The organism is Paenibacillus timonensis (assembly GCF_022427145.1).
Taxonomy (GTDB): domain Bacteria; phylum Bacillota; class Bacilli; order Paenibacillales; family Paenibacillaceae; genus Fontibacillus; species Fontibacillus timonensis.
On record NZ_JAKSXN010000038.1, the window covers coordinates 17,073 to 34,625 of the forward strand.

The 17,553-nt window shown below is 51.2% G+C and carries 20 protein-coding genes and 1 tRNA gene; 19 read left to right on the forward strand and 2 right to left on the reverse strand.

Going from position 1 to position 17,553, the window contains the following annotated elements:
- Positions 1 to 309 precede the first annotated feature (309 nt).
- The 12 genes from rpmH to MJ257_RS15585 all read left to right on the forward strand — a co-directional run bounded on the left by rpmH (position 310) and on the right by MJ257_RS15585 (position 12,846).
- A complete protein-coding gene (gene rpmH / locus MJ257_RS15530; RefSeq protein ID WP_009223341.1) occupies positions 310 to 444 on the forward strand; it encodes a 50S ribosomal protein L34 in 135 nt (44 codons plus the stop codon).
- Positions 445 to 556: 112 nt separating this feature from the next.
- Entirely contained in the window at positions 557 to 907 is a 351-nt protein-coding gene (gene rnpA / locus MJ257_RS15535; protein WP_240270099.1) for a ribonuclease P protein component, read from the forward strand.
- Between the two features lie 75 nt (positions 908 to 982).
- The gene (locus MJ257_RS15540; RefSeq protein ID WP_240270100.1) at positions 983 to 1,882 is read left to right on the forward strand and encodes a YidC/Oxa1 family membrane protein insertase; all 900 of its coding nucleotides are present in this window, start codon (positions 983 to 985) and stop codon (positions 1,880 to 1,882) included.
- A complete protein-coding gene (gene jag, locus MJ257_RS15545) occupies positions 1,879 to 2,604 on the forward strand; it encodes an RNA-binding cell elongation regulator Jag/EloR (RefSeq protein WP_240270101.1) in 726 nt (241 codons plus the stop codon). Before MJ257_RS15540 ends, jag begins: the two co-directional genes overlap by 4 nt.
- 1,391 nt (positions 2,605 to 3,995) lie before the next feature.
- Entirely contained in the window at positions 3,996 to 5,375 is a 1,380-nt protein-coding gene (gene mnmE, locus MJ257_RS15550) for a tRNA uridine-5-carboxymethylaminomethyl(34) synthesis GTPase MnmE (protein ID WP_240270102.1), read from the forward strand.
- A gap of 87 nt (positions 5,376 to 5,462) precedes the next feature.
- Positions 5,463 to 7,349, forward strand: a complete 1,887-nt coding sequence (mnmG, locus tag MJ257_RS15555) for a tRNA uridine-5-carboxymethylaminomethyl(34) synthesis enzyme MnmG (RefSeq protein ID WP_240270103.1) — start codon at positions 5,463 to 5,465, stop codon at positions 7,347 to 7,349.
- Positions 7,350 to 7,352: 3 nt separating this feature from the next.
- Positions 7,353 to 8,075, forward strand: a complete 723-nt coding sequence (gene rsmG / locus MJ257_RS15560) for a 16S rRNA (guanine(527)-N(7))-methyltransferase RsmG (RefSeq protein ID WP_240270104.1) — start codon at positions 7,353 to 7,355, stop codon at positions 8,073 to 8,075.
- 257 nt (positions 8,076 to 8,332) lie between these two features.
- Positions 8,333 to 9,157, forward strand: a complete 825-nt coding sequence (noc, locus tag MJ257_RS15565) for a nucleoid occlusion protein (protein ID WP_240270105.1) — start codon at positions 8,333 to 8,335, stop codon at positions 9,155 to 9,157.
- Between the two features lie 277 nt (positions 9,158 to 9,434).
- A complete protein-coding gene (locus tag MJ257_RS15570; RefSeq protein ID WP_240270107.1) occupies positions 9,435 to 10,196 on the forward strand; it encodes a ParA family protein in 762 nt (253 codons plus the stop codon).
- On the forward strand, positions 10,189 to 11,028 hold the full coding sequence (locus MJ257_RS15575; RefSeq protein ID WP_240270141.1) for a ParB/RepB/Spo0J family partition protein: 840 nt from the start codon (positions 10,189 to 10,191) through the stop codon (positions 11,026 to 11,028). The genes MJ257_RS15570 and MJ257_RS15575 overlap by 8 nt, the downstream gene beginning before the upstream one ends.
- A 65-nt stretch (positions 11,029 to 11,093) precedes the next feature.
- Positions 11,094 to 12,296, forward strand: a complete 1,203-nt coding sequence (locus tag MJ257_RS15580; protein ID WP_270406395.1) for an aminotransferase class V-fold PLP-dependent enzyme — start codon at positions 11,094 to 11,096, stop codon at positions 12,294 to 12,296.
- A 28-nt stretch (positions 12,297 to 12,324) separates the two neighbouring features.
- Positions 12,325 to 12,846 (forward strand): DUF4446 family protein, encoded by a 522-nt coding sequence (locus MJ257_RS15585; protein ID WP_240270109.1) that lies wholly within the window; start codon positions 12,325 to 12,327, stop codon positions 12,844 to 12,846.
- Here the strand turns inward: MJ257_RS15585 and yyaC are convergent.
- Positions 12,797 to 13,405: a spore protease YyaC gene (gene yyaC, locus MJ257_RS15590; protein ID WP_240270110.1), complete on the reverse strand. Its 609-nt coding sequence runs from the start codon at positions 13,403 to 13,405 to the stop codon at positions 12,797 to 12,799. The two genes, MJ257_RS15585 and yyaC, sit on opposite strands and share 50 nt — an antisense overlap.
- A gap of 151 nt (positions 13,406 to 13,556) precedes the next feature.
- Between yyaC and MJ257_RS15595 the strand changes: the two genes are divergently transcribed.
- From MJ257_RS15595 to MJ257_RS15610, 4 genes are all read left to right on the forward strand, one after another.
- On the forward strand, positions 13,557 to 13,790 hold the full coding sequence (locus tag MJ257_RS15595) for a putative Se/S carrier protein (RefSeq protein ID WP_240270143.1): 234 nt from the start codon (positions 13,557 to 13,559) through the stop codon (positions 13,788 to 13,790).
- Positions 13,791 to 13,922: 132 nt separating this feature from the next.
- On the forward strand, positions 13,923 to 14,792 hold the full coding sequence (locus MJ257_RS15600; RefSeq protein WP_240270111.1) for a mechanosensitive ion channel family protein: 870 nt from the start codon (positions 13,923 to 13,925) through the stop codon (positions 14,790 to 14,792).
- 43 nt (positions 14,793 to 14,835) lie between these two features.
- A complete protein-coding gene (locus MJ257_RS15605) occupies positions 14,836 to 15,078 on the forward strand; it encodes a DUF951 domain-containing protein (RefSeq protein WP_240270113.1) in 243 nt (80 codons plus the stop codon).
- 70 nt (positions 15,079 to 15,148) lie between these two features.
- A tRNA-Ser gene (locus MJ257_RS15610) sits at positions 15,149 to 15,239 on the forward strand.
- Positions 15,240 to 15,616: 377 nt separating this feature from the next.
- Here the strand turns inward: MJ257_RS15610 and MJ257_RS15615 are convergent.
- The gene (locus MJ257_RS15615) at positions 15,617 to 15,814 is read right to left on the reverse strand and encodes a YjzC family protein (protein ID WP_178020891.1); all 198 of its coding nucleotides are present in this window, start codon (positions 15,812 to 15,814) and stop codon (positions 15,617 to 15,619) included.
- A gap of 313 nt (positions 15,815 to 16,127) precedes the next feature.
- Between MJ257_RS15615 and rpsF the strand changes: the two genes are divergently transcribed.
- The 3 genes from rpsF to rpsR are packed head-to-tail and all read left to right on the forward strand — an operon-like array spanning position 16,128 to position 17,232.
- Positions 16,128 to 16,412 carry a 30S ribosomal protein S6 gene (gene rpsF, locus MJ257_RS15620; RefSeq protein ID WP_059041236.1) on the forward strand — a complete coding sequence of 95 codons (285 nt, stop codon included), beginning with the start codon at positions 16,128 to 16,130 and terminating at the stop codon, positions 16,410 to 16,412.
- Positions 16,413 to 16,452: 40 nt separating this feature from the next.
- Positions 16,453 to 16,941, forward strand: a complete 489-nt coding sequence (gene ssb, locus MJ257_RS15625) for a single-stranded DNA-binding protein (RefSeq protein ID WP_240270114.1) — start codon at positions 16,453 to 16,455, stop codon at positions 16,939 to 16,941.
- A 21-nt stretch (positions 16,942 to 16,962) separates the two neighbouring features.
- Positions 16,963 to 17,232 carry a 30S ribosomal protein S18 gene (gene rpsR / locus MJ257_RS15630; protein WP_009223360.1) on the forward strand — a complete coding sequence of 90 codons (270 nt, stop codon included), beginning with the start codon at positions 16,963 to 16,965 and terminating at the stop codon, positions 17,230 to 17,232.
- Positions 17,233 to 17,553: the final 321 nt, after the last annotated feature.

Genomic DNA, 17,553 nt, shown 5'->3' on the forward strand with positions numbered 1-17,553 from the left:
CGAATCGGCTGTAAACCTTTTTCGTGAAAGCGCTTCTTAGGCAGTCCCGGCAGTTAAAAATACTTTTCCACATGTGCATAACTTATATGCGAAGAGTTTCTCGGCGGGTTGTGGAAAACGGGAGCGTGTTTTTTTAGGGAGAAAGCTGTGGATTGTGTATAAGGTATACCCGGTGAAAACCGAAGTATGGAGGAAGGAAGTCCGGTTGACTTTTCCTAGGCGGTGTGGTTAAATGTATAAAGGCATTTTCTGTGGATATGAAAATGGTAAACATACAGATAATGATAATCCTGTAAGGGGGTGCGATAGATGAAACCAACTTTCAAACCGAATGTGAGCAAACGTAAAAAGGTTCACGGTTTCCGCAAAAGAATGAGCACGAAAAACGGCCGCAAGGTTCTCGCTGCTCGTCGTCTCAAAGGCAGAAAAGTACTGAGTGCGTAAAGCGTGCGTAAAGACCACCGCGGTGGTCTTTTTTTTATACTCGGTCCCTTCCCGATAGTACGGCGACGTTTGGTCTATAATAATATGGAAGTTCGAATCAAGGAGATAGCTCGTGCATAAACAACTTCGTTTGAGAAACCGCGCCGATTTTAACCGAATCTACCGGTTCGGCAAGTCCTTCGCGAATCGCCAGCTGGTGGTATACTGGTCCAATAAACCGGATATCGAACGCTTTCGGCTGGGGGTTTCGGCCAGCAAAAAAATCGGAAACGCCGTCGTCCGCAACCGGATGCGGCGCATGTTGAAGGAGATCGTCCGGCTGCATGAGGCGGAAATCCGCGACCATGTCGACCTGATCCTGATCGTGCGGAACGGGGCCGTCGGAATGGAATATAAGGACCTCGAAAAAAGCGTGCTCCATGTGCTTCGAAAAGCTTCGCTGCTGCGGGCTCCCGGGCGTTAGGCAGGCTTGTTTCTTTGTCCCTTCAAATATGTTATGATTTACGTTGAATGGATAGGTTAAGAGAGGGGTTTTGAAGTGTCGCGATTGATGACTAACCGAAGAAGATGGCTTCTTCTCCTTCTGGCGGTCGTGATGGTAGCGGTTCTTGCCGGCTGCGCACCGCAGAATGCTCGCCAGGCAACCACGACGGAAGATATGAGGGCAACTGGTTCGTGGTGGACCGCAAACGTGGTGTATTATTTCTCACTAGCGCTGGATGCGTTTGCAGATTGGTTTAACGGAGCCTATGGCGTAGCGATTTTAATTATGGTGCTGATCGTGCGGACGTTGATCCTGCCGTTGACCCTGAAGCAGGTGAAGAGCTCCAAGGCGATGCAGGCGATTCAGCCGCAGCTCCAGAAAATCCGCGAGCAGTTTAAGGATAATCCGGAGAAACAACAGCAGGAGACCATGAAGCTATTCCAGGAACACAAGGTCAATCCGATGGCGGGTTGCTTCCCGTTGATCATCCAGATGCCGGTGTTCATTGCGCTGTATAACTCGATTTATTACAACTCGGCGATCCGGGAGCATTCCTTCTTGTGGCTGCAGCTCGGGGAACCTGATAAATTGTTCATCCTGCCGGCGGTCGCGGCATTGACGACGTTCATCCAAACGAAGATGATGTCGAACATGAACCCGCAAGGTATGCAAGGCCCAATGGCGTTTATGATGTGGGTCTATCCGATTTTGATTTTTGTCATGGCGTACAATTTCGCCGCAGCGTTGCCGTTGTACTGGATCTTCAGTAACTTGTACACGATCGCGCAAAACTTCTTTATCTACCGCAAGAAAGATCCGGCTTTGGCTGCGGCTGCCGTTACGGCAGGCGGAGGCGGCGGTTCTTCTTCCGGTTCCGGGAAGAAGCGGGGCGGCTCCAATCTAAAAGCCGGTCATCCCGGTAAGGGTGCCAAGGAGGCCAAAAAATCGAAATGAATAAAATCGTGACGTCGGGAAAAACCATTGAAGATGCTGTAAGACAAGGATTGGCCAAGCTCGGCACCACCGAGGACAAAGTCGCCGTGAACGTGTTGGAGCAGCCGTCAAAAGGATTCCTGGGACTGATAGGGGTGAAGGGAGCGAAGGTAGAACTTACTTTGCTTGAACAACCGGCACCTGCATCCGTACCCACCCCGAATAAGACCGCTTCGGCGCCTCGTTCGTCTGCTTCCGTCATGGAAGAGAAGACCGTAGTCGGCGAGAAGGATCCTTATGCGGAGGCGGCGTCATTCATCCGGGAGGTCGGCGAGAACATGGGCTTGGACGTCAAGGTTGAAGTCGCCCATGGCAAAGACCATACCGTGCTTAACATTTCGGGCCATGATTTGGGATTAATGATCGGGCGGAGAGGGCAAACCCTCGACGCACTGCAATATTTGGCGAATATTATCGCTAACCGTTATTCCGACAGCTTCATCCGCATCGTGCTCGATGCCGAAAACTTCCGGGAACGCCGGAAAAAAACGCTGGAGGAGCTCGCCGTCAGATTGGCCGGACGGGTCGTTCGAACGCGTAAAGAGGTTACGCTCGAGCCGATGTCGCCGCAGGAGCGCAAAGTGATTCATTCCAAACTTCAGGATCACCCGGAGGTCAAAACTTACAGTAAAGGCGAAGAGCCCAACCGGCGGGTCGTTATTACTCTGAAGCACAGCAAATGAATGAGACGCAATGACGTTTGCTCGGCGTAAGCTGGGGGACGTTGTTGCGTTTTTTAATGGGCTCAACCCTCCCCATCCCTCCCTTACCGTAAGGGAGGGTGTCCGAGGGCTTGCTGCCCTCTGGGCTCCCGCAAATAGGAGGAACGTGGGAGGGAGAGAGGCGCTCCTGCTCGCTGTCCCCTTCGGGTCTCAACCCTCCCCATCCCTCCCTTACCGTAAGGGAGGGTGTCCGAGGGCCTGCTGCCCTCTGGGCTCCCGCAAATAGGAGGAACGTAGGAGGGAAAGAAGCGCTCCTGCTCGCTGTCCCCTTCGGGGATACGCTTTACGTTGGGTGCATGGAACGCTTTTCCCCCCTACGGGGTACGTCTTACTTGGGGAGCACCCGGGATACCTGGTAAACCGTGCTGCTCACAACTGCTGCTGTCGATGCGCCTGAGGGTCTAGGTTGATCGGAGCCGGCTTCTCGCCCCTACGGGGCCCGCCTCTACTTTGCAGCTCCTGCTGGTTGTGGGGGCGGATGCTCCGACGAGAGCGTGGATAGGCAGTAGGCGGTTGAGTCGTGACTACGAGCAAGGAGGCGCTGTCTCCTGCGGAGATGCGCTCACGTTGGAGTAAGGCGTGGGGGCGGATGCTCCGAGGAGAGAGTGGATAGGCAGTAGGTGGTCGAGGCGTGACTACGAGCAAGGAGGCGCTGTCTCCTGCGGAGATGCGCTTAGGCTTGGAGTAAGGCGTGGGGGCGGATGCTTCGAGGAGAGAGTGGATAGGCGATAGGCGGTTGAGGCGTGACTACGAGCAAGGAGGCGCTGCCTCCTGCGGAGATGCGCTCACGCTGGAGTAAGGCGTGGGGCGGATGCTCCGAGGAGAGCGTGGATAGGCAGTAGGTGGTCGAGGCATGACTACGAGCAAGGAGGCGCTGTCTCCTGCGGAGATGCGCTCACGTTGGAGTAAGGCGTGGGGGCGGGTGCTCCGAGGAGAGCGTGGATAGGCAGTAGGCGGTTGAGGCGTGACTACGAGCAAGGAGGCGCTGTCTCCTGCGGAGATGCGCTTACGTTGGAGTAAGGCGTGAGGGCGGGTACTCCGAGGAGAGCGTGGATAGGCAGTAGGCGGTTGAGGCGTGACTACGAGCAAGGAGGCGCTGTCTCCTGCGGAGATGCGCTCACGTTGGAGTAAGGCATGAGGGTTATGCTTCCAGGGTATGAGTGAATTGAGGGCGGAGAGGGGCGTATGAATCCGAAGAAGCGGAGCGTTCGCCTTTGTGAGCGGATTTCTACAACTTTTGAATTTAGTCCAATCCAAGAAATCCGCGAACAACAGCGATCGTAGGATCATACGACCAGCGGAGCTGAGAAATTCACGAACGGTTTTCAAAAACAACTAGCGAGGTGAAGCAAATGCTTAGCGATACAATTGCAGCAATATCGACGGCGGTGGGCGAAAGTGGCATCGCCGTGATCCGCGTCAGCGGGCCGGAGGCGATCGCCGAAGTGGGGCGGTTATTCCGCGCCAAGACGGCGCTGCCGGAGGCGGAAAGCCATACGGTACACTATGGCTTTATCGTGGACCCGGCGACGGGCGACAAGCTCGAGGAGGTGCTCGTCAGCGTCTTTCGCGCGCCGCGCTCCTTCACCACGGAAGACGTGGTGGAGATTAGCACGCACGGCGGGATCATCTCCGTCAAACGCGTGATGGATCTGCTGCTCCAGCAGCGCGGCATTCGCCTCGCCGAGCCGGGCGAGTTCACGAAACGCGCGTTCCTGAACGGGCGGATCGACTTGTCGCAGGCGGAGGCGGTCATCGACCTGATCCGCTCCAAGTCGGATCGGGCGTTCTCCGTGGCGCTCAAGCAGGTCGAAGGCCAGCTGTCGCGCCAAATCGGTAAGCTGCGCCACACGCTGATCGAAACGCTGGCGCATATCGAAGTGAACATCGATTATCCGGAGCATGACGTGGAATCGATGACGATGGCGTTTATCAAGGAGAAATGCGCGGAGGTGTCGGAAGGCATCGACGTGCTGCTGAAGACGGCGGATCAGGGCAAGATTTTGCGCGAGGGAATTACGACGGCGATCGTCGGTCGCCCGAATGTCGGCAAATCCTCGCTGATGAATGCCCTGGCCCGCGAGAATAAAGCGATCGTCACCGATATCCCCGGCACGACGCGGGACGTGATCGAAGAATATGTGACGATCAACAATATCCCGCTGAAGCTGCTCGACACGGCGGGGATCCGCGAGACGATGGACGTCGTCGAGCAGATCGGCGTGGAGCGCTCCAAAGCGGCGGTGAGCGAAGCGGACCTGATCCTGCTCGTGCTCAATAGCGCCGAGGCGCTGCATGAGGACGAAATCGCCTTAATGGAGCAACTGAAGGGACGGTCCACGATCGTTCTTTTGAATAAAATCGATTTACCGCAGCAGTTGGATCGGGAGGTGGTCCGGCGTTATTTTCCCGAGGAAGCGATCGTCGAATTGTCGGTCAAAACGGAGGAAGGGCTGGATCATCTGGAGGAGGCGATCGCCCGTTTGTTCTTCGGCGGGAAGCTGGAGTCGAATGACCTGACGTATGTCAGCAACGTGCGGCATATCGCCTTGCTGAAGAAGGCCAAGCAATCCCTGGCGGATGCTTACGAGGCGGCAGATAGCGGCATACCGATCGATATTTTGCAAATTGACGTGCGGTACGCATGGGAGCAACTGGGTGAAGTGATCGGAGATTCGGCGCCGGATGCGTTGATTGATCAGATTTTTTCGCAATTCTGCTTGGGGAAATAAACGGCCTCTGGTATCAGCGGCGCTTGTTCATGGTATGATGATACGGATAGAGTTTGAATGGTGTAGGGTAAAGGAGGTTGACGATCTATGGGTTACGCTGCCGGAAACTATGAGGTGATCGTGGTTGGCGCGGGGCACGCAGGCTGCGAGGCGGCATTGGCTGCAGCGCGAATGGGCTGCCGTACGCTGATGGTCACGATCAATTTGGATATGGTTGCTTTTATGCCGTGCAATCCTTCGATCGGAGGTCCGGCAAAAGGCCACGTCGTACGCGAGGTTGATGCCTTGGGCGGCGAAATGGGCCGCAACATCGACAAAACGTTCATCCAAATGCGGATGCTTAATACCGGGAAAGGCCCGGCCGTTCATGCGCTGCGCGCGCAGGCGGATAAGTTCTTGTATCAACATGCGATGAAGGAAACGATGGAGAAGGAGCCGAATCTGACGATGCTCCAGGGGATGGTCGAGGAGCTGATCGTCGAGGACGGCCAATGCGTAGGCGTGATCACGAAGACCGGCGCGGAGTATCGGGCGAATGCGGTCGTGCTGACGACCGGTACGTATTTGCGCGGGAAAATCATCATGGGTGAGCTGATGTACGAAAGTGGTCCAAACAACCAACAGCCGTCGGTACGCCTGTCGCAAAACTTGAAGGAGCTGGGTTTTGATCTGGTTCGCTTCAAGACGGGGACGCCGCCGCGGGTGCATAAGGACTCGATTGACTTCTCGCAAACGGAGATTCAACCGGGGGACGAGAAGCCGAAGTTTTTTTCCTATGAGACCAAGGAATCGGACAATGAACAGCTGCCTTGCTGGCTGACTTATACTTCCGAAGAGACGCATAAGATCATTACGGACAACCTGCATCGGGCTCCGATGTTCTCCGGCGTGATTGAAGGTACCGGTCCCCGGTATTGTCCGTCCATCGAGGACAAAATCGTGCGGTTTAGCGATAAACCGAAACATCAGATTTTCCTGGAGCCGGAAGGCAAAAATACGTCGGAGTATTATGTGCAAGGCTTCTCCACCAGCATGCCGGAAGAGGTTCAGTTGAAAATGCTGCGTTCCGTACCGGGCTTGCAAAACGTGCAAATGATGCGGACCGGTTATGCGATCGAATACGACGCGGTTGTGCCAACCCAGCTGTGGCCTTCTCTGGAGACGAAGCGATTGCCTGGCCTGTTTACGGCGGGGCAAATCAACGGGACTTCCGGTTACGAAGAAGCGGCGGGACAAGGTATTATGGCCGGGATCAACGCCGCACGCAAGGTCCAAGGCAAGGAGCCGGTTGTGCTTGACCGCTCGCAAGGCTATATCGGCGTATTGATCGACGACTTGGTAACCAAGGGTACCAACGAGCCGTACCGCTTGCTTACTTCCCGCGCCGAATACCGGCTGCTGCTCCGTCACGACAATGCGGATTTGCGCCTGACGCCGCTGGGCCATGAAATCGGGTTGATCTCGGATGAGCGGTATGCGCGGTTTTTGGATAAGAAACAGAAGGTCGAGCAAGAGATTGAACGATTGAAGTCGACGAAGGTACGTCCTACCGAAATCAATCCGCTGTTGGAGTCGATCGGTTCGGCGCCGATTCAGGACGGAAGCAATCTGCTCACCATTTTGCGGCGTCCGGAAGTGACGTATGCGCATATCGCTACGATTTCTCCGTCCGAGATTGAGCTCGACGAAGAGATGCAGGAGCAAGTTGAGATTCAAATCAAGTATGCCGGTTATATCGAAAAACAATTGATTCATGTTGAAAGATTACAAAAAATGGAAAAGAAGAAAATTCCCGAATCGATCAACTATGACGATATTCAAGGCCTGGCTATCGAAGCGCGGCAAAAGCTGTCCAAAATCCGGCCGATCTCGATCGGGCAAGCTTCTCGGATTTCGGGGGTCACGCCGGCGGATATCTCCATTTTGCTGGTGTATCTAGAGCATTATAACCGGGTCACGGCTGCAGGAGGGTAACCATTGGATTCGATACAAGCCCAGTTTTGCACGCTGCTCCAGAGTCATGCCATCGAGGTGTCGGAGGAGCAGTTGAACCAATTCGAACGATATTACGAAGTGTTGGTTGAATGGAACGAAAAGATGAACCTGACCGGGATCACTGAACGGGAGCAGGTCTATATTAAGCATTTTTACGATTCAGTCAGTTTGGCTTTCCATGTTCCGATGGGGGAGATCGGTTCTCTGGCGGATATCGGGTCCGGAGCGGGTTTTCCTGGCATTCCCTTAAAAATTTGTTATCCACATTTGCAGCTAACGATCGTGGACTCTTTGAACAAACGGATCCAGTTTTTGCAGCATGTGGTCAATGAATTGGGTTTATCGCAAGTGCGTTTGCTGCATGGGCGTGCCGAGGACTTGGGTCGGCAGGAAGAGCTCCGCGATGCTTTCGACTTGGTAACTGCCCGGGCAGTTGCCCGTATGGCGATACTTAACGAGTTTTGTCTGCCATTCGCTAAACCTAAGGGTTTGTTCGTGGCCATGAAGGGCAGTAATCCGGAGGATGAAGTGAAGGAAGCCGCCCGCAGTTTATCCGAACTTAAAGGCAAGTGGATCAGCACACCGGAGTTTTCACTTCCACTGGACCATTCGGAACGTCATTTGGTGATCATCCAAAAAACGGCTCCTACGCCTAAGAAATATCCTAGAAAAGCGGGAACGCCGGCCAAGACGCCTTTGGTATAAGGATAGCTTTGCACCCCCTTAGCAAATTGTTCCACGTGAAACATAGCTAAGGGGGATTTTTTGTCTTTCTAGAAGCAAATCCACCTTCTTTTCTACAACTTCTCTCAATTAGAGAATAGGATTATAGAGGAAAAAGTGGTAGAATAGATATATCGGGTTTTTAAACAATGCATTTCGTTTAGAGCAATGTCATCCCGCGGGGATGATCCGTAAGGCTTGGCCTTATGTCACTATGAAACTAGGTGGTAATTGACGGAATGAAAGAACAATTTTCTAAATTGTTTGGGCTAACCGAACGAAGCAGCGGAGATGAAGTAAGACAAATTCCGGTGGAGGAAATTGTCGGCAGTCCCTATCAGCCGCGGACGATCTTTGACGACGAGAAAATCGATGAGCTCTGCCAAACGATTCGTACTCATGGCGTGATTCAACCGATCGTTGTTCGTTACCGGAATGAGAAGTATGAGATTATTGCCGGGGAGCGTCGCTGGCGAGCCGTCAAAAAGCTGGGTTTGGAGACCATTCCTGCAATCCTGCGCGACTTCAACGATTCGCAAGCCGCATCCATCGCCTTGATCGAGAATCTTCAAAGAGAAGGGCTCACCTCGATTGAAGAGGCCCTAGCTTACCAGAACTTAATCGACTTGCATCAGCTAACCCAAGAGAGTTTGGCTCAACGTCTTGGGAAGAGTCAATCGACGATCGCCAACAAGATTAGGCTCCTGCAGCTTCCGGAGGACGTAAAGACGGCGCTGATGGAACGGAAAATTACAGAGCGTCATGCGCGTGCTTTATTGTCGTTGGATTCGGAAGAACTGCAGATCAAGGTTTTGGGCGAAATCATCAGCAAAGAATTGAATGTAAAACAAACGGAAGCCCGCATTGTCTTCTACAAGGAAGTAGCCAAAAACAAGAAATCCCCATCGAAACGAATCTCCTTTACGAAAGATGTCCGATTGGCCTTAAATACGATTCGCCAGTCGATCGACATGGTTACCGGTTCGGGATTGCAAATTAAAACGGAAGAAAAGGATCATGAAGATCATTATGAAATTGTGATTCAAATTCCGAAACGTTCATAAAATCACTCGCTGACCCTAACCGCGAGGTTGCAGGTCAGCTTCTTTTTCGGTCTTGGATGAGTAGCTTGGGCAGGAGAAAATCGCGTTATCCACATGTGGATTATGCATGGCATGATTCGCATATGAGGCGTATTTTTCGGTTCATGCACAACCATGATCGATATCGACCAGCAGGTGTATTCACCACGCATTGCTTTAGGTCTTTTTGTGGCGGCAGCTTAGATTGCGTACATGAGGACTACAAAGAGATTCTTCTATTATATTGAGGTGAACTGGATTGTCTAAAATCATAGCCATAGCTAACCAAAAAGGAGGCGTCGGAAAAACGACGACTTCCGTCAATTTGGGAGCAGGACTAGCGGCCATCGGAAAAAAAGTGCTGCTGATCGATATTGACCCCCAGGGGAACACGACTAGTGGTGTTGGCATTAATAAAGCGGATGTTGCGAATTGCATTTATGATGTGTTGATCAATGAGGTTCATCCTAAAGAAGCGATCGCACAGACGGAAATTGAAAACTTGCATATCATCCCGGCTACGATTCAATTGGCCGGTGCGGAAATCGAATTGGTACCAACGATTTCGCGTGAAGTAAGACTTAAGAAATCGTTGCAGCCGATTCGTCATTTATACGATTATATCTTGATTGATTGCCCGCCTTCGCTTGGCATATTAACGATCAATTCGTTGACTGCCGCAGATTCCGTGCTTATTCCCATTCAGTGCGAATATTACGCTTTGGAAGGACTCAGCCAATTGCTCAACACGGTACGCTTGGTTCAAAAACATTTAAACACGTCCCTGCAAATCGAAGGGGTGCTGTTGACGATGTTTGATGCAAGAACGAACTTAGGTATCCAAGTGATTGAAGAGGTTAAGAAGTACTTCCAACAGAAGGTGTATAAGACCGTTATCCCGCGTAATGTGCGGTTAAGCGAAGCACCGTCCCATGGTCAATCGATTATTACGTATGACCCTCGTTCGAAGGGCGCGGAAGTTTATCTTGAGCTGGCAAAGGAAGTGGTATCTTATGAATAAACGATTGGGGAAAGGACTAGATGCCTTGATCCCGGCGCTATCCATCCAGGATGATGACAAGGTTATTGAGATCCCGCTCAATCAGCTTCGTGCCAATCCGTATCAACCACGTAAAACCTTTGACGAGGAGGCAATACGGGAATTGGCCGAATCGATTCGGCAGCATGGGGTTATTCAACCGATTATTGTACGCAGCGTCCTTAAGGGTTATGAAATTATCGCCGGGGAACGGCGGTACCGCGCTTCGCAATTTTGCGGAAATGCGACGATTCCGGCAGTGGTTCGAAGTTTTTCAGACCAGCAGGTTATGGAAATTGCGCTTATCGAGAACTTGCAACGGGAGAATCTGAATGCGATGGAAGTGGCCGTGGCCTATCAAGGGTTGATGGATCAATTCCAATTAACGCAAGAAGAACTTTCGATGAAGGTAGGGAAGTCCCGTTCTCATATCGCTAACTTTTTGCGGTTGCTCTCCTTGCCAGAGGAAGTTAAAGAATATGTTTCACGTGGAACATTATCCATGGGACATGCTCGGGCGTTGGTCGGCTTAAAAGATCCAGCTACGATTAAACAATTGGCCAAACAATGCATTGACCATGAGTGGAGCGTTCGGGATCTGGAGGACGCGGTTCAACAACTGGATCGCAAGAAGCAGGAGAAAACAAAAGCTGCGGGCAAGAAACGGGATCCTTATATCGAGGAAGTCGAAGAGAACTTGCGCGAACGATATAAAACGACTGTCAAAATCAAGGCGAATAAAGACAAAGGCAAAATCGAAATTAACTATTACAGCCAGCAGGATCTGCAACGATTGCTTGATATGCTGAGCTAGCAATAAATGAAATGACATATCCATCTTTTGGATAGCCTTCAGCAAGGGGCTTGAGAAAGAAGGGTATGTCATTTCTTGGTTGTCATCTGATACCCAAGGAGGAATCGTCGTTGCGCGAGTCGAAACCGGTCATCTACCTGGATCATGCAGCCACATCTTGGCCAAAACCTCCTAGGGTAGGAGAGGTTATGTTGGAAATACTAAACGGACCAGCTGCCAATGCAGGACGCGGAAATCACGGGATGGCGCTGCAAGCGGGAAGGGTATTGTACGACACCCGAGTCAAGCTAGCAAGATTGTTTGGGGTTCCGAATCCTAACGATATCGCGTTAACCTCTAACGCAACCTCGGCTTTGAACTTGGCCATTAAGGGTTTGCTAAAACCGGGAGATCATGTTGTAGCTACGACGGTCGAGCACAATTCGGTAAGACGTCCGTTAGAATTTCTAAAACGAACTCGGGGCGTCCAAGTCGATTATGCCGAAGTGGATCGCCAGGGCCAACTGGATTTACGCCAGGTGGAGAAACTTTTTAATCCCCGTACACGTTTACTTGTATGTTCTCATAGTTCGAATTTGCTCGGATGCATTTTGCCGATTCAAGATTTAAGCCGGATTGCTCATGCCCATGGAGCCGTTATTTTGGTAGATGCTGCGCAAACCGCGGGGTGCTACCCGGTGAACGTACAAGAGATGGGGATAGATCTGCTTGCTTTTCCGGGACATAAAGGCTTGCTTGGGCCTCAAGGAACTGGGGGTCTTTACATTCATCCGGAGATTGACTTGGAGCCGCTGCTGCATGGAGGGACAGGCAGTCAATCGGAGGAAAGCGAGCAGCCGTCCGTTCGGCCTGACCGTTACGAAGCAGGTACCGCAAATACGCCGGGAATTGCCGGATTAGGTGCCGGCGTAGGGACGGTTCTGGAGCGGGGAGTGGAGCAAATCCATCGCCGGGAATGGGAGCTCACCCAGTATTTAATGAAGGAGCTGAAGACCGTTCCTGGAGTATGTCTGATCGGCCCGGGAATCGGACAGCCGAGAACCGGCATCGTATCGTTTACGATCGATGGGCGAGATGCTTCTGAGGTCGCGTTTAAGCTGGACAGGGAATATGGCATTGCCGTTCGTGCCGGCTATCACTGCACGCCATTAGGCCACCAAACGGCCGGAACTCTGCAAGGCGGAGCCGTCCGAGCCAGTGTGGGATATGAGACGACAGAGGAAGAGCTTCAAGTTCTAATCGATGCAATCTTAAAAATGTTCAATTGATCTCAAGCAAAGAGGAGTAGACAGTCGCATGCGGGAATGGAATGATCTCATCTTTGAGCAATTAAGCTGGATCGTCGGAGGTTTAGTTCTCCTGATTTTATGGCTTTTGGTCTGGAATCTGATCCAAGGAAGCAAGTTGCGCAAGATGAAGAAGCGATACGAATTGATGATGAAGGGTGCAGGCGTAGAAGATCTGGAAAGCCTGCTGATCGATTTAAAAATGCAACAAGGTAAAATCGAAGACCTTCAAGAAGAGCAAGGGCAGCAGCTTGTACAAATCCGAAAATGGATTCCGATGCAAAAGTCGAAAATCGGCATCAAACGATATAATGCTTTTGGCGAAAAAGGGAACGATCTGAGCTTCTCGATCGCGTTCGTCAACGATCAGCAGGATGGCGTTGTTCTCACTGGTCTTTATAATCGCGATGGTTCCTTCGTGTATGCCAAAGGCCTGGAGAAAGGGGAGTCGCCGCATGCGCTTTCTCCGGAAGAGCGTGAAGCTATAGCTCTCGCCGGGCAAGGGAAAACGCCCCCCGGGTCCACTCCTTAATCGCGGTATATAAGCAATTCGAAATGATTTCTGAAAGTCGCATGACCAGACTTAGACGCGTATTTTGCAATACGAAGTATTCCATGAAGCCGCCGACATTGACGATGCCCGTAAGATGGATATCGCCGACCGGCGGTAATTCTTTATTCACGCCTGCGCCGGGACGCAGGGGGCCTTGGACGACCTGAATGGAACCTACGCTGGAGGTTTGGCCGAGGCAGGCATCGATGCTGATAATGTACGGATCGACAAATCGGGAGTGGATTTCGTCCAGAGTTTCTTTCAAATTCATGGCATGTACCGGCTCCTCCAGGGTGCCGTAAAGGTAAAAGTTCGGGCTGTGATACTTGGCCAAAGCGCTGCCGACCAAGGGGCCCAGGCAATCGCCGGTGGAACGGTCCGTCCCGATGCAAACGATCACGATGTCTTGACCTGGGGTAACCTGTCCAAAATGCAGAAGCAACCGGTGGATGATCGCCGAATGAATGCCGGGTTCGGTATGGGGGATTTTCAAATAAGGAATTTCTTGTCCTGGAATCGTCGGTTGAATCTGTGACATGGAATCTTCCTTTCCGCAGAGGATCAAGTGCGACGGTCCGCACTTCAAAGATTTAGTAGATAGTATATGGAAGAAACGCTTATTATATACTCGTACGAAAGTCTCATTGGGGAAAAAGGAGGGGATCGAAGTGGAAGAGGAATGGTTGGTGATGGCCTTTGACTCAACGCAGCAAGCCCTGCGAGCCGAAATGCTGTTGGAATATGCGGAGGTAGAAATCGATTTATGCCCCACCCCCAAAGAAATCACCGCAGGGTGCGCGTTATCGATTCGATTCCCGCATACGTCTTTAGACATGGTTAAAGAGATCGTCGCTTCGGAATCGGTAGAGATCCGGGGGATTTACTCCCGCCAGGGGATGGGCTATGATAGCATCAAGCTATAATGTTCCGTAGGAACATGCCTTGGAAGTAGCCGCTTAGCCCGGCTGAATTCAAACGTCGAGTCCACTTCACGTGCCCTGCTTCGTCATGGAAAGATGACGTCTTGAACAACCTCTTAAAAAGGATTGATAGATATGCTGCTAGCGAAAGAATCCGGAGTCATCCAGGATGCTGCTGAAACGGTAACCACCTGGAGAGATAATATATGGAATTGGTTTACAGATATGGATAAGTGGATGAATGTGTTATATGCGGGGATTAAAATCATCATCATTTTTGCATTAACCCGATTGTTTGTTCACGTCGTATTCGGCCTGATCGATCGGTCATTGCAGAAACGGGAAAAAAGCCGGCTGCAGATGAATCCCCGCCGGTTAGTTACGGTTGGCGAGCTGCTAAAAAACGTCACTTCCATCACCAGCAACTTCATTATGGTCATGTTGGTGCTGGGCGAAATGGGCTTTGAACTGGCTCCGCTGCTGGCGGGTGCAGGAGTTCTTGGTCTGGCGATTGGTTTTGGCGCCCAGAGTTTGGTGAAGGATGTCATTACCGGGTTTTTCATTATCCTGGAGGATCAGTTTGCCGTAGGCGATGTCATTCAGACGGGCACCCTCAAGGGAACCGTGGAAATTATCGGGCTGCGTTCTACACGGTTGGTGAGCTGGACGGGGGAGGTTCATATCATTCCTAACGGGATGATTACGAACGTGACGAATTTCTCGGTCGGGACAGCGTTGGCCGTGGTTGACCTGCCGTTCAGCAACACCAAGAAACTGGAGGGGTGCGTAGAGCTTCTCCAAGGGGCCATGCAGCGCTTGAAGGAGGAGCAGGGGCAAATCCCTCAGGTCCCCAGCGTCTTGGGCATCCAGTCGTTAACGGCAAGCGAATACGTCCTTCGGATCGCGGTCGAGTGCCCGCCGTCCATCCGAGCCGAAGTCGAGCGGCAGATCCAGACCTACGCCAAAGAAGCGTTGGAGCAGGACGAAATGAACGCAGGAATGTAGGATGAAGGTTGAATAGATAAGGAACAGATTGGGGGAATGAGCCATGGAGCGTAAAGCTTTTCAGTTGGGCGACATCGTGCAAATGAAAAAAAACCATCCCTGCGGCAGCAATGAAATGGAAATTATCCGGATGGGCATGGATATCCGCATTAAATGCGTTGGCTGCAAGCATAGTGTGCTGGTGCCCCGCGCCAAGTTCGAGAAAAACCTGCGTAAAGTGCTCCGTTCGGCTGCTCCCGCACAGGAAGAAACGGGATCGGACGGATCGTTAACGTCCGGGGAATAAGCAATTTATGGAATAAAGGATACCCTCTATTGCATTCGGAATGAATTCATGGTACAATCATTCTTGCTGTGGAGAGGTACCCAAGAGGCCCAAGGGGGTTGACTCGAAATCAACTAGGCGTCGCAAGGCGTGCGTGGGTTCGAATCCCACCCTCTCCGCCATTCATTGTAAATCAGACGAACTCTTACGTTTAGCGTAAGAGTTTTTTGTTTTACGTTCAATTCGTCCCAAAAGGAAAGAAGGACCCTTGCGGGTCCTTCCACTGGTTGACGGCGAACTGATTTTTGGATTTCTTTCCTCAGCGACAAACAGAAACCCTTCGATGTTTGCCTTAGCAAGCACGAATCAGGGAAGAGGGGTCTTCACTAAATTCGTGATCTGACGCTTCTACAAGTCGTGAACAAGATCTCCTTGCGGTTTGTTTCTCGCGGAACCCTTTAAACGGACCAACGGAACCACACCTCTCTTGCTCGCCGTCGATTGTATTATGTGCAGGTATCGTTATTTTATACACATCCATTTTGACAAAGGAAAATGATTAATGCACCCGGGCTTTTTCTTCCTTCTTCCACTTACGGTCTTTGTTTGATGTCTCAGGGAATTTCTCGCCCTTCTTCATCGTGATTCGCTTTGGATTTTGAATTTGTGTATGAAAACTTCGCGCCTCGCCGACCTCAACATATACCCCCGGGTTTGGAGCGCGCATGCCTTCCTCAAATTCCGTTTGTTCGCCCATACGTCGTGCCTCCTTTCAGCCTCAACATTGGAATCCACGCTTAGTGTTTGCCGGAGGGGCTTCATCTCATGTACTGTAAGGCACCGATAATTATTTACAAGCATAAAAGCGAAGTGAGGAGAGGTTTGGGGCATGGGAAAGCGCAGCAGAGGAATCGCGATCATGATTATCCCATTAGCTGAAAGCGGCAGGTTTTGGGTTCTTGCACAGCCGCGTCCGATTTGATATACTACTATGGTGCGAGTTTACGCTCGCTCCTTGCTCCCAAACGGAATACGTATTGGGGGCCATAGTCCAAGAGGAGGTGAATCAGATGCGCAAATACGAAGTGATGTACATTATTCGTCCTGACGTTGAACAAGAAGCTGTTCAAGCTACAGTCGAAAAATTCCAAGGCATCATCCAAAACGGCGGTGAAATTACCAAACACGACGTGTTGGGCAAACGCCGGCTTGCGTATGAGATTAACAAGGTTCGTGATGGAGTTTACGTTCTCGTGAATTTCACAGCTACTCCAGAAGTAGTTGCCGAGCTGGAACGGATCTTGAAGATTTCCGACGAGGTTATCCGTTATCTCATTACGAAAGACGTAGCCTAATTCAAGTTTGAGTAACCATTGCCCGAAGGAGGGGATTTGATTGTTGAACCGTGTCATTCTCATCGGACGTCTTACCCGGGACCCAGAACTGCGATATACACCTGCTGGTGTAGCGGTAACTCAGTTTACGCTTGCAGTGGACAGACCGTTTACCTCGCAAGGGGGCGAACGTGAAGCGGATTTTATCCCGGTCGTAACCTGGAGACAGCTTGCCGAGACTTGCGCGAACTATTTGCGTAAAGGCCGGTTAACGGCTGTGGAAGGACGTATTCAAGTACGGAACTACGAGAATAACGAAGGCAAACGCGTATACGTAACCGAAGTTATTGCCGATAATGTCCGTTTCTTGGAATCGAACCGCGAGGGCGGTGCAGGTGGTGGCGGCGGTACGCGGGAAGAGTCTCCGTTTGGAGGCGGCAGCGGCAGCGGCAACAGCCGTGGCGGCGGATTCACGCGCAGCAATCAGGATGATCCTTTCTCCGATGACGGGAAACCGATCGATATTTCGGATGACGATTTGCCATTTTAACAACGGAAAGGACTGAAAAGCATGAGCTTCAAGCAAAGAGAAGGCGGAGACGACAAAAGACCGGCACGCCGTGGCGGCCGCAACAAACGTCGTAAAGTGTGCTACTTCACTGTGAATAAAATTACTCACATTGACTATAAAGATACGGAGCTGTTGAAGAAATTCATCAGCGAACGCGGCAAAATCTTGCCTCGTCGTGTTACCGGCACCAGCGCGAAATACCAACGCCTTTTGACGATTGCCATCAAACGCTCCCGTCAAATCGCATTGCTTCCTTACACAACGGAATAAGCAGTGATCTGCTAAAGAGACAGCCAAACCTTAGGGTTCGGCTGTTTTTTATTTATCAGGAAAGGGACTATAGTGACGTTGGATCGAGAATCTACGACAAAGTCCTAGTAAATCGATGGGAGATCGCGTCGACTAATGACGAAATAAAGAGAAGAAGATCGAAAATTGTTAACATGATCAGTAAAGTACGAGTAAGAAAAATTAACGTTCAACTTTTTGTAAACGCTTCATATTAATAAACTCTATAAAATATTAGTAAATCAGGGGTAAAAAGGAGCCAACAAACGATTAAAAAAGATATTGACGTGAGATATTTTCACA